The 16104-nt window shown below is 60.6% G+C and carries 11 protein-coding genes and 2 pseudogenes; 6 read left to right on the forward strand and 7 right to left on the reverse strand.

From position 1 onward, the window contains the following. Window positions 1-29: 29 nt before the first annotated feature. The 5 genes and pseudogenes from ACLFLU_RS08440 to ACLFLU_RS08460 form a co-directional block, all read left to right on the forward strand. A pseudogene (locus ACLFLU_RS08440) lies at window positions 30-211 on the forward strand (dicarboxylate--CoA ligase PimA); the annotation flags it as partial. A 42-nt stretch (window positions 212-253) separates the two neighbouring features. Next, the gene (locus ACLFLU_RS08445; RefSeq protein WP_426413943.1) at window positions 254-1441 is read left to right on the forward strand and encodes an acetyl-CoA C-acyltransferase; all 1188 of its coding nucleotides are present in this window, start codon (window positions 254-256) and stop codon (window positions 1439-1441) included. A gap of 152 nt (window positions 1442-1593) precedes the next feature. Further along, a complete protein-coding gene (pimC, locus tag ACLFLU_RS08450; RefSeq protein ID WP_426411777.1) occupies window positions 1594-2784 on the forward strand; it encodes a pimeloyl-CoA dehydrogenase large subunit in 1191 nt (396 codons plus the stop codon). A gap of 176 nt (window positions 2785-2960) precedes the next feature. Beyond that, window positions 2961-4103, forward strand: a complete 1143-nt coding sequence (pimD, locus tag ACLFLU_RS08455; protein WP_426411778.1) for a pimeloyl-CoA dehydrogenase small subunit — start codon at window positions 2961-2963, stop codon at window positions 4101-4103. A gap of 61 nt (window positions 4104-4164) precedes the next feature. After that, window positions 4165-4595 (forward strand): annotated as a pseudogene (locus ACLFLU_RS08460) (IS630 family transposase); the annotation flags it as partial. Window positions 4596-4969: 374 nt separating this feature from the next. Here ACLFLU_RS08460 and ACLFLU_RS08465 read toward each other — a convergent pair. Beyond that, on the reverse strand, window positions 4970-6469 hold the full coding sequence (locus ACLFLU_RS08465) for a CoA-acylating methylmalonate-semialdehyde dehydrogenase (RefSeq protein WP_426411779.1): 1500 nt from the start codon (window positions 6467-6469) through the stop codon (window positions 4970-4972). Between the two features lie 106 nt (window positions 6470-6575). On the opposite strand from ACLFLU_RS08465, the gene ACLFLU_RS08470 reads away from it, so the two are divergent. Beyond that, a complete protein-coding gene (locus ACLFLU_RS08470) occupies window positions 6576-7463 on the forward strand; it encodes a LysR family transcriptional regulator (protein WP_426411780.1) in 888 nt (295 codons plus the stop codon). 803 nt (window positions 7464-8266) lie between these two features. On the opposite strand, the gene ACLFLU_RS08475 is transcribed toward ACLFLU_RS08470, so the two are convergent. From ACLFLU_RS08475 to ACLFLU_RS08500, 6 genes are all read right to left on the reverse strand, one after another. After that, the gene (locus tag ACLFLU_RS08475; protein WP_426411781.1) at window positions 8267-10012 is read right to left on the reverse strand and encodes a gamma-glutamyltransferase family protein; all 1746 of its coding nucleotides are present in this window, start codon (window positions 10010-10012) and stop codon (window positions 8267-8269) included. Continuing rightward, window positions 10009-10533 (reverse strand): bile acid:sodium symporter, encoded by a 525-nt coding sequence (locus ACLFLU_RS08480; protein ID WP_426411782.1) that lies wholly within the window; start codon window positions 10531-10533, stop codon window positions 10009-10011. Before ACLFLU_RS08480 ends, ACLFLU_RS08475 begins: the two co-directional genes overlap by 4 nt. Then, window positions 10530-11174, reverse strand: a complete 645-nt coding sequence (locus ACLFLU_RS08485) for a GAF domain-containing protein (RefSeq protein WP_426411783.1) — start codon at window positions 11172-11174, stop codon at window positions 10530-10532. The genes ACLFLU_RS08480 and ACLFLU_RS08485 overlap by 4 nt, the downstream gene beginning before the upstream one ends. Before the next feature lie 724 nt (window positions 11175-11898). Beyond that, window positions 11899-13554, reverse strand: a complete 1656-nt coding sequence (locus tag ACLFLU_RS08490; protein ID WP_426411784.1) for an amidohydrolase — start codon at window positions 13552-13554, stop codon at window positions 11899-11901. 28 nt (window positions 13555-13582) lie between these two features. Then, complete coding sequence (locus ACLFLU_RS08495; protein WP_426411785.1) at window positions 13583-14605, reverse strand: CobW family GTP-binding protein; 1023 nt, start codon at window positions 14603-14605, stop codon at window positions 13583-13585. 750 nt (window positions 14606-15355) lie between these two features. Then, window positions 15356-15976: a helix-turn-helix domain-containing protein gene (locus ACLFLU_RS08500; protein WP_426411786.1), complete on the reverse strand. Its 621-nt coding sequence runs from the start codon at window positions 15974-15976 to the stop codon at window positions 15356-15358. Window positions 15977-16104 lie beyond the last annotated feature (128 nt).

Genomic DNA, 16104 nt, shown 5'->3' on the forward strand with positions numbered 1-16104 from the left:
CCGGAATGATGAGTGATGTGTTGCGGGACATGACCCATCCTGGCGAACAGTATTATCCCGAGGGCGCGCGTTGGAACGGCAACATCGTCCAAGGCACCCTCCCTGACCAATTGTCGAAGGCAGCCGCTGACTACGGCTCGCGCACGCGCTCGAGTTTCGCGACCGCCCGATCAGCTGTACCAAACTCGCCGCTATGGCCAACGCGGCAGCAGAAATCGTCACAATCCACCCAACTCGCATCAGGAGATCGTTCTTGACCGACGCTGTCATCATTTCCATCGCCCGTACCCCGATTGGAAAAGCTTACCGTGGTGCGCTCAACGCCACCGAGGGCGCGACCCTGCTCGGCCACTCGATCGGCGAGGCCATCGCCCGAGCCAAGGTCGATCCGAAGGAGATCGAGGACGTCGTGATGGGAGTGGCGCTTCAGCAGGGTTCAACCGGCAGCAATATCGCGCGCAAGGCGCTGCTGCGCGCGGGCCTGCCCGTCACCGTTGCCGGCAGCACGGTCGACCGGCAATGCGCCTCTGGGCTTCAAGCCATCGCGCTCGCCGCGCGTTCGGTGATCTTTGACGGCGTCGAGATTGCCGTCGGCGGCGGTGGCGAGTCGATCAGCCTCGTGCAGAACGACAAGATGAACTCGTTCCACGTGCGAGATCCGGCGCTGCTCAAGATCAAGGCCGATGCCTACATGCCGATGATCGACACGGCCGAGGTCGTGGCCAAGCGCTACGGCATCTCGCGAGAGCAGCAGGACGAATATTCGCTGGAGAGCCAGCGCCGCACCGCAGCCGCCCAGCAGAGCGGCAAGTTCAGGGAGGAGATCGCACCGATCACGACCCAGATGGCGGTGACGGATAAGGCGACCGGTGCGGTCTGCTTCAAGGAAGTGACGCTGTCGCAGGACGAGGGCCCGCGCCCCGAAACCACGGCCGAGGGACTGGCCAAGCTCAAGCCCGTGCGCGGCGAAGGTTTTACCATCACCGCCGGCAATGCCAGTCAGCTCTCGGACGGCGCCAGCGCTTCCGTAATTATGAGCGACAAGGAAGCGGCCAAACGTGGCCTGCAGCCGCTCGGCATCTTCCGCGGTTTCGTCACCGCCGGCTGCGAGCCGGATGAGATGGGCATCGGCCCGGCGTTCGCCGTGCCGCGCCTTCTCAAGCGCCACGGCCTCAAGGTTGAGGACATCGATCTCTGGGAGCTGAACGAAGCCTTCGCTGTGCAGGTGCTCTATTGCCGCGACAAGCTCGGCATCGATCCCGACAGAATCAACGTCGATGGTGGCGCGATCTCGATTGGCCATCCCTACGGCATGTCGGGAGCGCGCCTGACCGGCCACGCCTTGATCGAGGGCCGTCGCCGCAAAGCCAAATACGCGGTCGTCACCATGTGCGTCGGTGGCGGTATGGGCGCGGCGGGTTTGTTCGAAGTCTTGCCGTAATTCACATCGTCACTGCCTAATTATGCAGTTGCGCACGGGACCCATACTCCGTAGCCGGGGTAAGGGCACAGACGGCAATTGCCTTCGCAAAACGAAGGCCGGTGCTAATGGGTCCTGACTTTCGCCAGGACGATGAGGAAAAGGAGGATCCGATGGATCTCGCATTCACGAAGGAAGAGCAGGCTTTTCGCGAGGAAGCACGGCAGTTCTTCCGCGAAAACGTGCCGCCGGATACAAGGCGCAAGCTGATAGAGGGCCGCCACCTCTCCAAGGACGAGATGGTGACGTGGTGGCGCATCCTCAACAAGAAAGGCTGGGGCGTTAGCCACTGGCCCAAGGAATATGGCGGCACCGGCTGGACAAGCGTGCAGCATTACATCTTCACCGAGGAACTGCAGTCCTATCCGGCACAGCCACCGCTCGCCTTTGGCGTCAGCATGGTCGGTCCTGTCATCTATACCTTCGGCAATGAGGAGCAGAAGAAGAAGTACCTGCCGCGTATCGCCAATGTCGACGACTGGTGGTGCCAGGGTTTCTCCGAGCCTGGATCGGGATCGGACCTCGCCTCGCTGAAGACCAAGGCCGAGCGCCGTGGCGACAAGTGGATCATCAACGGCCAGAAGACCTGGACCACGCTGGCTCAGCATGCGGACATGATCTTCTGCCTCTGCCGCACCGATCCCGCCGCCAAGAAGCAGATGGGCATCTCCTTCATAGTCTGCAGCATGAACTCGAAGGGGATCACGGTACGTCCGATCCAGACCATCGATGGCGGTACCGAGGTCAACGAAGTGTTCTTCGACGACGTGGAAGTTCCTTACGAAAACCTGATCGGCGAGGAGAACAAGGGCTGGGATTACGCAAAGTTCCTGCTCGGCCATGAACGGACCGGCTTGGCTCGCGTCGGACTCTCCAAGGAGCGGCTGCGCCGCATCCGCGACTTGGCCTCAAAGCTCGAGTCCAGCGGCAAGCCGCTCATCCAGGATGCCGCGTTCCGCGAGAAGCTGGCGGCCTGCGAGATCGAGCTGAAGGCACTCGAACTCACCCAGTTCCGCGTCGTCGCCGACGAAGGCAAGCACGGCAAGGGCAAGCCCAACCCGGCGTCCTCCGTGCTGAAGATCAAGGGCTCCCAGTTACAGCAGACCACCACCGAGCTCTTGATGGAGGTCATCGGGCCGTTCGCCGCGCCCTACGATGTGCACGGTCATGATGACTCGAACGAAGCCATGGAGTGGACCGCCCAGATCGCGCCCAACTACTTCAACAACCGCAAGGTCTCGATCTACGGCGGCTCCGACGAGATCCAGCGCAACATCATTGCCAAGGCGGTGCTAGGACTTTGATCCGCGAAGGAGCGTAACAAACGATGTACGGGTGGGGACCGATCACGCCGCGGCGGTCGTGCACGGCAGGCGGCTGCGTTAACTAAATACCGCCCCAGTGCGCAATTGCGCACAAGGCGGGGCTGACGTTTGAGGGTGGGTGAGGGACGGCAGTTCCCGCCGATTTGGAGAACAACATGGATTTTGACTTGTCCGAGGAGCAGCGGCTCCTCAAGGAAAGCAGCGACGGCCTGCTGACCGACTCCTACGATTTCGAGCAGCGCAAGAAGTACATGAAGGAGAAGGGCGGCTGGAGCACAACGGTCTGGCTCAAGCTCGCCGAGCAGGGCCTGCTCGGTTTGCCCTTCAGCGAGGCCGACGGCGGCTTCGGCGGCGGCGGCGTCGAGACCATGATCGTGATGGAAGCCCTCGGGAAGGCGCTGGTGCTCGAGCCGTATCTGGCGACGGTCGTGATCGGCGGCGGCTTCCTGCTCCACGCCGGAACCGACGCGCAGAAGGCCGCGCACGTGCCAGGGATCATCGACGGCAGCAAAACACTCGCCTTCGCCCAGCTCGAGAAGAACTCGCGCTATGATCTGTTCGACGTCACCACGACCGCGAAAAAGAAGGGCGAGGCTTGCGTCATCAAGGGCGAGAAGTTCGTCGTGCTCAACGGCGAGAACGCCGACACCCTGATCGTCACTGCGCGCACCAAGGGCGACCGCCGCGACCAGTCAGGCATCGGCGTGTTCCTGGTCCCGGCCAACGCCAAGGGCGTCAGCAGAAAGGGCTATCCCACGCAGGACGGCCTGCACGCCGCCGACATCACCTTCACCGGTGTCGAGGTCGGCTCCGACGCCGTACTCGGCAACCCCGAGGATTCGCTCGCGCTGATCGAGCGCGTGGTGGACGAAGCTCGCGTCGCGCTCTGCGCCGAGGCGGTCGGCCTGATGGACGAATCGCTTAAGACCACGGTCGAATACATCAAGACGCGAAAACAGTTCGGTGTCGCGCTCGGCTCGTTCCAGTCGCTGCAGCACCGCGCTTCCGACATGTTCGTCGCCACCGAGCAGGCGCGCTCGATGTCGATGTTCACGACCATGGTGAACGACTTCGAGGACGCCAGGGAGCGCAGCAAAGCGATCGCCGCGGCCAAGGTTCAGATCGGCAAATCGGCCAAATTCGTCGGCCAGCAATCGATCCAGCTTCACGGCGGCATCGGCATGACCATGGAGGCGAAGATCGGCCATTACTTCAAGCGCCTCACCATGATCGAGAACACCTTTGGTGACACCGACTATCACGAGCGCCGCGTCGCGGACGCGGGCGGGTTGATTTAGCCTCCGCAGTCATCCTGGCATCCTCGATCGGCGGAAGCTGGCGCTGACCGCCGGCTCGATGCGACCTCGACGGTGGAAAGCGCATCAAGGCAGGATCGACGTCACGCGGCTGGTCTTCATCGACGAGACGTGGATCAAGACCAATATGGCGCCGCTACGCGGCTTGGGGGCCTTGGGCCGCGCCTCCAAGCATCTGCACCTTTCGGCCATTGGAAGACCATGACCTTCATCGCGGCGCTGCGTCACGATCGGATCAGTGCGCCTTGGGTGATTAATGGTCCGCATCGATGGTGAACTCTTCACGCTGTATGTCGAGAAAGTGTTGGCACCCACCCTCGCACCGGGCGAGATCATCGTTCTCGACAATCTTGCAGCCACAATGGCGCAGCGGCTCGCAAAGCTATCCACGCCAGAGGCGCCCACCTTATCTTCTTGCCGCCCTACAGCCCGACCTCAACCCGATCGAGCAGGTCTTCGCCATACTCAAGCACCTCATGCAAGCCGCAGAGCCTCGTGACATGGAGGCAACCTGCCGGAAAGTTGGTAAACTCCTCGATCTCTTCTCCCGAGAGGAGTGCACCAACTACTTCAACAACCCAGACCATGTTTCCTTGTAAAATACATCATGCTCTTCTAAGATTCGGCCGACGAGCATCCTGTGCAAAGGGCGCCGGGGGAACGAGAAGCGGGTGTTGTGGGCCGCGCCGATGTTGAAGACATCGAAACCCCGCTGCACAAGGCTCTTCTTGACGTGCGCAGCCGTTTCTAGGACCCTCCCATTTCGGTTCTAACGCTCGGATATTGCATGCAAACGCCGGGACACGCGGGGAGACGCTCGCGGAGCACACGATTTTTCGGCCCCGCCGTCAACTCATCGTCGGCATGACGAACTCAGCTCCTGACCGAATGCCGGTAGGCCACCGTGTCGTAATCGTCTTTAGTTTGGTGTAGAACCGTACCCCCTCCGGTCCATGCATGTTGTGATCACCAAATAGAGACGCCTTCCACCCGCCGAATGAGTGGAATGCCATCGGAACCGGTATCGGTACGTTGATGCCAATCATACCGACTTGAATTTGATGCGCAAACTCGCGCGCGGCATCTCCGTCCCTCGTGAAGATGGCGGTGCCGTTGCCGAATTCGTGTGTGTTAATCATATCGGCGGCCTCGTCGTATGATTTGGCGCGTGCCACGGCGAGCACCGGTCCGAAGATCTCCTCCTTGTAGATCTTCATATCAGTCGTAACGTGGTCGAACAGCGTTCCACCCATGAAATATCCCTTGTCATAACCCTGGCGTCGGAAGTCCCGTCCATCAACAATCAGTTTTGCTCCTTCCTCTACGCCGGCGTCGATATAGCCACGGACCTTGTCGAGATGCTGCTTGGTCACGAGGGGTCCCATCTCGGCATCGGGATCTGTTCCCGGGCCGATATTCAGAGCGCGAACCTTGGGTGCAAGTTTTTCGATCAGCCTGTCGGCCGTCGCCTCTCCGATCGGGACCGCAACCGAAATCGCCATGCAACGCTCGCCCGCGGCGCCGTAGGCGGCGCCCATCAAGGCGTCAACCGCCTGATCCATGTCGGCGTCCGGCATGATGATCATGTGGTTCTTGGCGCCGCCAAGCGCCTGAGATCGCTTTCCGTTTCGCGTGGCCGTTTCGTAGATGTAACGGGCAATCGGAGTGGATCCGACAAAGCTCACTGCCAATATGTCGGGATCGGACAAGATGGCGTCGACCGCTTCCTTATCTCCATGAACGACATTGAAGACGCCGTTGGGCAATCCGGCCTCCTTCAGCCACTTCGCCAGTATGAGCGAGGCGGACGGATCGCGTTCGGACGGCTTGAGAATGAAAGTGTTGCCGCACGCGAGGGCGACTGGAAACATCCACATCGGAACCATCGCCGGAAAATTGAATGGTGTAATCCCGGCAACAACTCCGAGCGGTTGACGTAGAGAGTAACTGTCGACACGATTTCCGACGTTCTCGGTGACCTCTCCCTTGAGATGCTGAGGTGCGCCGGTCGCAAACTCCACGACTTCCATGCCGCGCTGAATCTCCCCCTTTGCGTCCGAGAGCACCTTCCCGTGCTCGGCCGTGATCACTTGGGCGAGTTCGTCGATCCGATCCTCCAGAATTCGCAGGAAGCGGTTGAGAATTCGGGCGCGGCGCAACGGGGGAGTGGTCGCCCAAGCCGGAAACGCCTTTCGTGCCGCCGCCGCCGCCGCACGGACGTCTTGGACCGAAGCCAATCCAAGCGTCCCCGACTGTTCGCCGGTCGCGGGATTGTATATGGCCGCGGCACGGGTGCCGCGGCTTGGCACCAGCTCACCATTGATGAAATTCGGGATCTTCGTCGGCATTTGAGCATTTCCCTGCAAACAGAGCTTGATCGCCGTTGGTATGCAGCGCATAGAATTGTGCATCAACGAGCGAATGTGCGGCTCCGTTGTGCAGAAACTGTAGTCGATGGACTGGGAACGCGTTCGAATATTTCTGGAGGTCGCGCGAGCAGGACAAATCCTGAAGGCCTCGAAGAGTCTTGGATTGAATCATGCAACGGTAGCGCGGCAACTTAGTGCCCTTGAGCGAAGCTTGAACGCCAAGCTGCTCGAACGACATACGTCTGGGTGCATTCTAACCGCGGCGGGCGAGTCGTTGGTCACGGCAGCGGAGCGCGCGGAGAGCGAATTTCTCAGAGTAGGCTCCAGCATCGGCGCTGCCAGCCAAGCACTCGCAGGTACGGTGCGCGTCGGTGCACCCGACGGTCTTGGCAACTATTTCCTTGCAGATCGGCTGGGCATGCTCGCCGCGAAACATTCGAGGCTCGTCGTTCAATTGGTGCCGTTACCACGAACATTTTCACTGTCGCGGCGAGAGGCCGACATCGTTATTACGTTGGATCGCCCCAAACAGGGACGATTAATCCTGTCGAAGCTGACCGACTACACACTCAGCGTCTATGCGGCGGAGCAATACCTTTGGCGCGAGGGCCCGATCATAAGCCAGGACGAACTAGCCGGCCGTTTGTTCGTGACGCATGTCGAGGACATGACTTATAGCCGCGCCTTGGACTATGCTTCCGTTCTCGGTCGCCTCATGTCACGTCGATACGAATGCGGCAGCGTGGTCGCCCAAATGGAAGCGGTTCGCGCCGGGCATGGCATAGGAATCCTCCACGACTATGCAGCGCAACGGTGTCCGGAATTGAAGCGCTTGCTGCCGGAGCTCCGGTTCGTGCGCAATTATTGGATCACCTCTCATCCCGATACGCACGAGACACGCCGGGTCCAAGAGGTGCATCGGTTCATCTCCGGATCCGTGAAGGCCGCGAGGGCCTCGTTCGTATCGGACTGATGGCCGACCAGAGGCGGATGCATCGAACGGCTTCTCGAGATTAGTACCCGCTTATCGGAGGAGGCGGCGTCAGATGGCAATCAAAAGCACAAGGGATCCATCGGTTCGGTGCGGATGGCCGGATCGAGAGAGATTTCGTGATCACCAGGACTCTCACGAAACAATTTAGCCGATAACGGAGCTGGTCCAATGGGCGTGCTTGGAAAGACCGCCTCAATAGTCTCTTTGGCGGGTACGTATTGTCACCGTTCAGGACAAACACCAGTACACTTTCACGGTACGCATCCGACGGATTGTCGGGAGTTAGCTGAACGTCGCCGCCCGCGACTTGAACGAAGTGCCTATTGTCTGCTGCCTCGGATGTGACGATAACACCCCTGATCCGCTCTGCTGTTTTTGTCAGTCGAGTCAAAGACTGGCGTATCCCCAGCTGATCGATTAACTCTTCCGTGCGCAGAACCAGGGTGCTCAATGCATCGCCAGCGACGTCAGCGTCGGCCCGCGGCGGAAAGCACTTTCGAGGGGCGCCGCGTCAGAGTCGGTGTGCCATCTCGCAAGCAGACGGCACTAGCATCGCCCTAGCTAGGGTGGGCGCGTACAGACGTCGCTCACTCGTTCTCACGCGTGGTGAAGGGGGGAGGCGCACGGCTGAGCTGATCTCCGCCGAGGGCGGTCACCAATACCGCCTCACGGCAGCCAAACAGGTATCCGTTCTCGCTGATTAAGATCATGGGCCGCGTCGAGGGCCTCCTCGGCCACCACGAGAAGCAATCCGAGGAAATAGCGATGCATCCGTGACCTTTCTATCGGCCAAGCGCATAGGCCGGGCGACGGGGATCCGCGGCGGCTTCGAGCGTTCCCTCAGGCCGTTGGCGGGCGACGCATACCGCACCCGCGCGCCACGCCCAGTCCGGCCAGACCGCAACGTCGTGACCCAGCATCCGGAGATCGGAAATCTTTTGCGGGCCAAGTCGTTCTTCAATGTTGAGGCGGCCCGGATACGCAGCGTGCGGTTCGAACGAGTCTGGGAAACTGTAGCTCGCGAACCGAGCAGCCTCGACCGCGGCTTGCGGCGGCATTCCGAAGACTTCTAGGTTCAGCCAGACTTGGAGCAGGGCCTGGAGTTGCACATCGCCGCCCGGGGTCCCCATGGCGGTGAAGCCGCCATCCGCCGCTCGGGCAAGGAACGGAGCGGGTGTGAGGCGCGGCCGCTTGCCGGGCGCGACGCCTGAAGGGTGCCGCGGGTCGGCCCACGACTGGCTGCCCCTGGAAGACGGGCACAGCCCGGTTCCGGTGACCACCGGTGTGTCGTAGGAAACGTCGCTGGGTGTGGCGGAGAACACGTTGCCCCGACGGTCGATAACCGCGAGGTAGGAAGTGTCAAGCGGGGCGAGCTTGGGGGCCGTGAGGACCCCGCCGTCGATCCTCACATCGCCGCCCAGGTCGCCAGCGGGTGGCATGTCGGGCCAGGCCCGGCGCGGGTCAATGAGCCTCCGCCGGCCGGCGGTGTACGCCGGGTCGAGCAGCGAGCCCAAAGGAACATCGGTGAAGCGCGGGTCACCGAAGTAGCGATGCCGGTCGGCGAAGGAGAGCTTGATGGTCTCGACCAGGGTGTGAACGTACGCGCTGCTGTTGTGGCCCAGACTAGCCAGGTCGACGCCTGCCAGCATCGTCAGCATCTGCAGCAGCGCCGGGCCCTGGCACCAGGGGCCACAGGCGTACATCGTCGATCCGCGGAAGTTGGCGCTGACCGCTGGCTCTATGCCGACCTGGAAGTCCGCCAGGTCCTGCATCGACAGCAAGCCGCCATTTTGCTCGTGGAAAGCCACGATCGTTCGCGCGATGTCGCCGCGATAGAAAGCGTCCCGAGCAGCCTTCAGGCCTTCGACTCGGCTCCGGCCCCGCGCCGCCCTTTCGCAGTCGACCATGTACTGCAGAGTGCGGCCAAGATCGGACTGAACGAACACATCACCGACCTCGGGCGGACGTCCCCCCGGCAGATAGATCGCTGCGGAGCTGGGCCATCTCGCATAGCTCTCGGCGTAGGTGTGCAGCAGCTCCGCCATGAGCGGATACATGACGAAGCCATCACGTGCGAAACCGATGGCGCTTTGCGCCACCTCCGAGAAGCTCATGGTGCCGTAGCGAGCCAGGGCCGTGATCCAGGCGTCCGGCGCCGCTGGAACGACAGTCCGCAGAACCCCCTCCGGGATTGCGCCGCCGTGCTCGCGCATGAAAATATCTGGATCGAGGGCGCGAGGCCAGCAGCCCAGGCCGGTGATGGTGATTACCTCGTCGCGTTCGGCCAGGTAGAGAATGATCGGCGCGACGCCGGCGACGTTAACAAGCTCGCTCTGCACGACGCCCAACACTAGGCCCGCGGCCACGCCAGCGTCGATCGCGTTCCCACCGCTTTCGAGGATCTGCAGCGCGGACTGCGCCGCGAGATAGTGGCCCGCGGAAACGACATGGGTCGTCCCGGCGATGGTCGGACGCATCGAGGCGAGGCGATGGGCCGTGCCCAGCCCCGACAGGGAATCGATACTCATGGCGCGACCTCGCATGGGATTGTCGCCGCGCGAGGCGCGTAGCGCTGAGCCAGCACGGCGCGTACGGCGAGCTGGATCTGGTGGAAGGGCACGAGCGTCAGGATCACCCCGCCGCCCGCCGCGAATGAAAGAGCGCCTGCGATCGGCACACCGGTCGCCAGGCTCTTCTTGGAGCCGCGGAAGGCGATGGCGATCTCGTCCTGCCGAGAAAAGCCGAGGCGGCGCGCGCCCCAGATCATGGCGACCAGCATAACGGCGAGCAGCATGCCACTGAGGACCCCGGCCACCATTAGGTCGCCCACCGAAACCCGTGCCCAAAGGCCGTCGATCGCCGCGGCGCCGAACGCGCCGTAGATCACCAGCAGGATCGATCCACGATCAAAAAGGCTCACCAGTTGACTATGGCGGCCAACCCAGCCGCCGATGAGCGGCGGCAGCGTGTGCCCGGCGAAAGCCGTCAGAATGCCGGCAGTTAACCAGTCGGGCCTCAGACGGCGCAGGGCGGTGACGAGCGTGGTCATGAGGCGAGCAGCAGTGGGGTCAGGAGATAGGCGAGCGGCTTGGTGACCGCCTCGTCGCCGGGGTGATAGCGGCCTGGCTCGTGCAGAAGGTTCAGGGTGCCCAGGCAGCGTCCGTCGAACAGGATCGGCGTATTGATCACCGAGCCCAGCCCGAGACCCGCCAGTTTCGCATGGTCGTCGAAGGCCCATTCAAGGTCGTGCGGTTGGCTTCCGATGAACACTTCGCCCCGCACAAGCACATGCTCGGTCCAGGGCAGCCCGCGCTTCGACTTCCTGCCTCCGGCGGGATAGGCCTCGGCGTGGCTGCTGTAGAGACGCTCGAGCTCCACGGTCGCGGCGTGCAGACGCATAACGGTCAGCAGCCGATGGCCCAGTAGACGTTGGGCGATCTCGTCGATGACCGGCAGAATCGCCGATTTCGGGCCAGTCTTCGCCGCCTCGGTGACCCGCGACAGGTCGTCGCCGCCAATCACAGGAGCACCACGCGCAAAAGGGCCTCGATTGGCCTGGGCGGCGACGAGAGCGTGTTCGTCTCGTGCATCATCATTGCGATCACGAAGTTCTGCGCCATGCCTGAGTTTCCCGTTCCCGAATTCCTGACGATTCCGCTCCACGGACGTCCAGCCCTGCCGGAAATCCATCCGTCGGCCCGCTCTCAACGGTTCGCTCGGGCATAGCAACGCCGCGGACAAACCAAAATACATTCGGGCCGCGGGGTTTTTGGGTGAAATTTATCCATCAGCGCGGAATTGCAGCCGGGCCGCCAGCCCTGGCGCTGGAATTGATCGACAGGGGGTTGGCACACCTGAGCAGGGAACGAGTTGGGGCGCTCATCGACGATCGGCGGGGTGCGATCTCGCGAAGGCGCCATGACGCGACAATTGCGTGGATCGTAGCCTTGATGGGCGCTGGGCACGCGTGCGCGAATGCTGGAGATGGGAATCGGCGGAAGAGCCGATCTGACGAGGCCGTGGCGGCGAGCTCCGCAATGGAAATCTTCAGACGCGGCGAAGCACCGCGATTGCCGCCTGATTGGCAGCCTCATCCGGTGCAAATATTCTTGCGCGTTGGGGCTGAACCATAACTAACACCGGTGCAGAACAACCTATCGGCGCAAAATGGTGGTAGCTCACAGACCAGCCGCTCTTCTATCGCCGTGAGCTTGGTCCGCGGGTCTTTGGCGTATGCGGCCGGTCGGCCACGGCGCCGCGGCCGTGCCAACGCCGGATCGTGGTCTCGCCGACCGCGAACTCGGCCGCCAATCGGCGACCGACCTCTTACCGCGCTGGATGGAGCCTTGCGTCCTTGGCGTCGTCGCAGAAGCGGTTACGCATTCTCGCATTCTTGACGGTTTGGTTATCGGCGCTATGCAGCCTCGCGTCCGGTCGTCGCTTCATGGACCGAGCACTCCCAAATTCGTTCTCCCTCGACATATGTGCCGAGGACCTTGAGATCGAGCACGTGCTCGGGATTGACGGTACGTGGGTTCCTATCGAGGAGTACAAAATCTGCATATTTGCCGACCTCAATGCTCCCGATTTCGTTGTGCTTTCTGAGATGGAAGGCGGCGTCGATTGTCACGGAGCGGAGGGCCGAGTCGATGTCCATGATCTGATCCGGACCAATGACGTTTCCGGCGCGGCTTCGACGAGTGACCGCGAGATGTAGGCAAAGGAGCGCGTGCGGCCAAGTCATTGGCGGATCGCAGTGAAGCGAACTCCGCATCCCCTTTCGGACGGCGCTTCCGGCAGGCACAAACTTTGCGGCCGCTTCCGGTCCAAGGAGCGCGTCGCGGAGTGCTTCGCCCCAGTAATACAGGTAAGGCAAGAAGAAGCTGCAGACGACGCCGAGCTTGTTGCAGCGGTCAATTTGGTCTTCGCGCAACGTTCCGCAATGCTCGAGCCGAAATGGACGCTTTGCTTCGGGAAACTCACTGAGCGCCACCTCGTACGCATCCAAGACCGCGTCGATCGTGCGATCGCCATGCGTATGGACCGACATTTGATGCCCACGGGCTGCGTAAGCCCTTATTATTCGCTTCAGCTCTTCGGGCTTGTAGTTCATATGACCCACGCTATCGCGCGGAAGACCCATGCTCGTAAGGGTGATTTCATTGTTGAGGTATGGCTTCGTCAACCACACGTTCCCCATGAGGACTGAGCCATCACCCCACATTTTGATACCGGCCATCGCGAACCGATCGTTTCCTCCCTCAAAGGGAATAGTCTCGATTCCTTCGGGAACGGCTCTTTGATAGCAAAAGACCCGAATGGGCATTTGCTCCCGTTCCAGAGTCTTCTTGTAGAAGACATTGGTCATCGGTGTCAGTCCCATTTCCGAGCTGGTTGTATATCCAGACTTTGAGAACTTCCACAGCCAATCCCGCAGCGAGTCTATACCCCGCTGCTCGCCACAGATCGCATAGAAACTCTCGACGATGTATTCGCGCGAGCGCTCCTCAAATTTCCATGGTTCACCATTCTCGTCGTAACGAACATGCCCACCAGGAACGACGGGGGTCGCCCGAGTAATCTTAAGTGCCTTAAGGGCCGCCGTGTTCAGAAATATTCCGTGCATGTTTGACACCTGCACGGCGATCGGAATTGTCGGTGAGAGTTCGTCTAGCTCTGCTTTGCTAGGCTCTTTGGCGCCCGCGTGGAGCTGGGCGTCAAGGCCTAGGAACCAGAGGAAATCTCCTTCCTTTGCCTTGCTAATTCTTCGTCTGATCTTGGCGAGAGCCGCCTCGTAGGTAGGGGTGTGCACAGATCGAATATCGACGACCGGATCGCCCCAACACAGAGCGCTGAGCAGAGGATGACCGTGTGCCTCGACAAAACCAGGTAACATCGTGCGCCCGTCGAGATCGACCATGGTGGTTTCGAGACCACGGTAGCTACTTACGGCTTCCCAAGATCCCACGGCGACGATTTTCCCCTTGGATATCGCGACCGCTTCAACTTGCATCTGGTCGCGATCCATCGTGACGATCGGCCCGCCGTGAAAAATCGTGTCTGTACCCACCTGTGCTCCTCCTGACTGCTTCCGGGCGTCAAGCGCCGTTGGCTTGCCGTTCAAACATTTCCGCGAGTCTGCCGGTTGGCAGTTCGCCGCGCATTCCTATGAAGACGAGTTCACTTCTCTGATCGCCCGAGGACGAATGGCGTAGATCGATCGTCGAGCGCTTGCCGATCAGCTGGAAAACGCCGCTCTGATCGGTTAAATCCGAAAATCGAACGATGCCCTTCGCGCGCAGGATGGAGGCAGGAAGAACCTTTACGATCGCAGCGAAGTTGGCTTCGCTGCCGACATTACCTGACCAGGACCAGCTCTCAAAGGTGCTTGAGTGATCACGAGTCGTGTAGGTGCCACAGGCGGCACAAGTTCGATCCCGGCATGGGCTTTCGGCTTGGTCACACCGAAATGTTGTCTTCCGACTCGAACGGAGCTGGTGGCGCGCCTCCACGTCGCTATCAGAGAGCAACATGAACGCCGGAAGGACGGCATTGCGCGTTCTTATAATTCTCATCGTAGGCAGTGCACCGCGGAGCGTTGCGATAACTTCGTCGACGACTGCCGGCGTTACCAAGTCGGTCTTGTTGAGTAACACATAGTCCGCGACAGCGGCCTGATCGATCGCCAACTCAGTGTTTTCGAAGTTGAGGCCCGGAAAGTTCTCGGCATCGACAACGCAAATCGTACGATCAACCTTTAGCCGGTGAGACACCGCCGGCTGCATAAATGCATCGGCGATAGCCATCGGATTCGACACGCCACTCGATTCTAGCAAAACTCCGTCGAACCTCGGCTCTGTAGAGGCGATAGACAGAACTGAACTTACGAGATCATCCTTGATGCTGCAGCACACGCATCCATTTGTAAGAGAAATGATGGACTCGCTCTGCGATGCAACGAGCTTCACATCAATATTGAGCGCGGCAAAATCGTTGACGAGAACAGCCAGCCGCTGCCGAGTCTGCTGCAGCATGTTGTTCAGAAGAGTCGTCTTACCGGCACCTAGAAAGCCGGACACAATCGTAACCGGTAATTGTTGCTCCCGGGCGAAATGCAACATTGCGGCATATCCTCGGAGCCTGCGGCAACGGGTTACGCTCCGCCGTCGCCCACTACACTGTTCCTGCACGAAGTGCGCGTGGTTGGATCACCACTGAAATTCGCAACGACGAAACCACCGTGTAAATAAATTATCGTTTTAGTTCTGTCAATGTGAATATTTCGACAGAAATTTCATGAGTGTAACTATGCTAGCCGTCCGGCCGAAGAGGCTGACGTCACTTTGCAAGCCAAAGCGAAAGGGCAATGGCAAAGACCTCATCACCGCCCGCGAACCGGTTGAGATGACACCAACTCATCCCTGCGGAGTGGGCCAAAAAATTTCGAGGGGCCCGCATCCCTGGCGATCAACCAAGCAGAGGATCGCCTTCGCAACTACCGAAGGCGCGCCAGGAAATAATGGGCTCGCTGCGGGCGAGGTCGACGCTTCAATTGACATGCGCCTCTTCACGGCGCCAATCGTAAGCCGTTCGAGCGTATTCATTTCTGTGGCGGGCCGGGCCCTAGCTATGGCCTTATCGTGTGGCCCGGTCGCTCGGAAATGGATGCACGATCGTTGCACCATTGCCGTCGCAAGGAGGCCAGGTGATTAAGTGATGACGAGCCGCCGATACTCCGTTTCTCTTGCCCGGTTGTTATAGGACGGCCGAGGGGGAACGATTGGTTGCCTGCGCTGTTCGAGCACCTTGCGCAGGTATGGGCTGTGTCGCATTACGCTTTAAGCGACGTTTCGATGAGTCTCGCTTGATTGCTAGTAGTGGGGGGGAGTGATCACCCACACGACCTTAGCAGGCACCGTCCCGGGGTTCGCGCAGCGATGTTGCGAAGTGCTGCTAAAGGAGAAGCTGTCTCCTTCCTCGAGCTGAAACAGCTTCCCGTCAACCCACAGGTCCAGTTGTCCCGCGATAAGCACCCCCGCCTCATTGCCATCATGACTATATTCCCCGCTGTCGGCGCCCGGCTCAATTGTGCTCATGAGCAGTTCTAGCGGGCCGGCGAGGTTGGGAGACAGAAGCTCCTCGGCGATGCCGAGACCGGTGAAGGTCAATCGGCGGCGGTGCGCCTTGCGAACGACGACGTCCCGTTCGTCGGCCGTGGCCTGCATGTTGCCGTTGAAGAACCAGTTCATGTGCACGCCGAGAACGTCGCTTAGCTTTTTCAATACCCCGATCGGCAGCTTCGATTGGTTTCGTTCGAGTTGACTCAAGTAGCCGACCGAAATGTCGGCGGCTTGGGCAAGCTCTGCCAGCGTCAGCTTCTTGATCTTGCGTAGCTCGCGAATCTGTCCGCCGACAGCAGCCTCCAGATCCAGTCCGCCTTTCGTTTCGGAGGCGGCCCATTCATCAGCTGCGCGTATCGATCTAATCGCCATCGTCTCTCGTCCCTCAAGGCGGGGCGCGTTGCTGTCACGACAAGCCGCCCTAGAACCCGGTGAAGCAAGCCACTTTCGACAGTCAATCACGGCTTCGCTGAAATGCCTGTAACACGACTGCGAAACGG

Origin of the sequence: Bradyrhizobium ganzhouense, from assembly GCF_049949285.1 — a bacterium.
GTDB lineage: Bacteria > Pseudomonadota > Alphaproteobacteria > Rhizobiales > Xanthobacteraceae > Bradyrhizobium > Bradyrhizobium ganzhouense.

Excerpts from the sequence above, each read along its gene's own strand:
- ACLFLU_RS08475 (WP_426411781.1), bottom strand. The coding sequence starts at position 10,012 with ATGAGTATCGATTCCCTGTCGGGGCTGGGCACGGCCCATCGCCTCGCC.
- pimC (WP_426411777.1), top strand. The coding sequence starts at position 1,594 with ATGGATCTCGCATTCACGAAGGAAGAGCAGGCTTTTCGCGAGGAAGCA.
- ACLFLU_RS08485 (WP_426411783.1), bottom strand. The coding sequence starts at position 11,174 with ATGGATTTCCGGCAGGGCTGGACGTCCGTGGAGCGGAATCGTCAGGAA.
- ACLFLU_RS08470 (WP_426411780.1), top strand. The coding sequence starts at position 6,576 with ATGGACTGGGAACGCGTTCGAATATTTCTGGAGGTCGCGCGAGCAGGA.
- ACLFLU_RS08500 (WP_426411786.1), bottom strand. The coding sequence starts at position 15,976 with ATGGCGATTAGATCGATACGCGCAGCTGATGAATGGGCCGCCTCCGAA.
- pimD (WP_426411778.1), top strand. The coding sequence starts at position 2,961 with ATGGATTTTGACTTGTCCGAGGAGCAGCGGCTCCTCAAGGAAAGCAGC.
- ACLFLU_RS08465 (WP_426411779.1), bottom strand. The coding sequence starts at position 6,469 with ATGCCGACGAAGATCCCGAATTTCATCAATGGTGAGCTGGTGCCAAGC.
- ACLFLU_RS08495 (WP_426411785.1), bottom strand. The coding sequence starts at position 14,605 with ATGTTGCATTTCGCCCGGGAGCAACAATTACCGGTTACGATTGTGTCC.
- ACLFLU_RS08480 (WP_426411782.1), bottom strand. The coding sequence starts at position 10,533 with ATGACCACGCTCGTCACCGCCCTGCGCCGTCTGAGGCCCGACTGGTTA.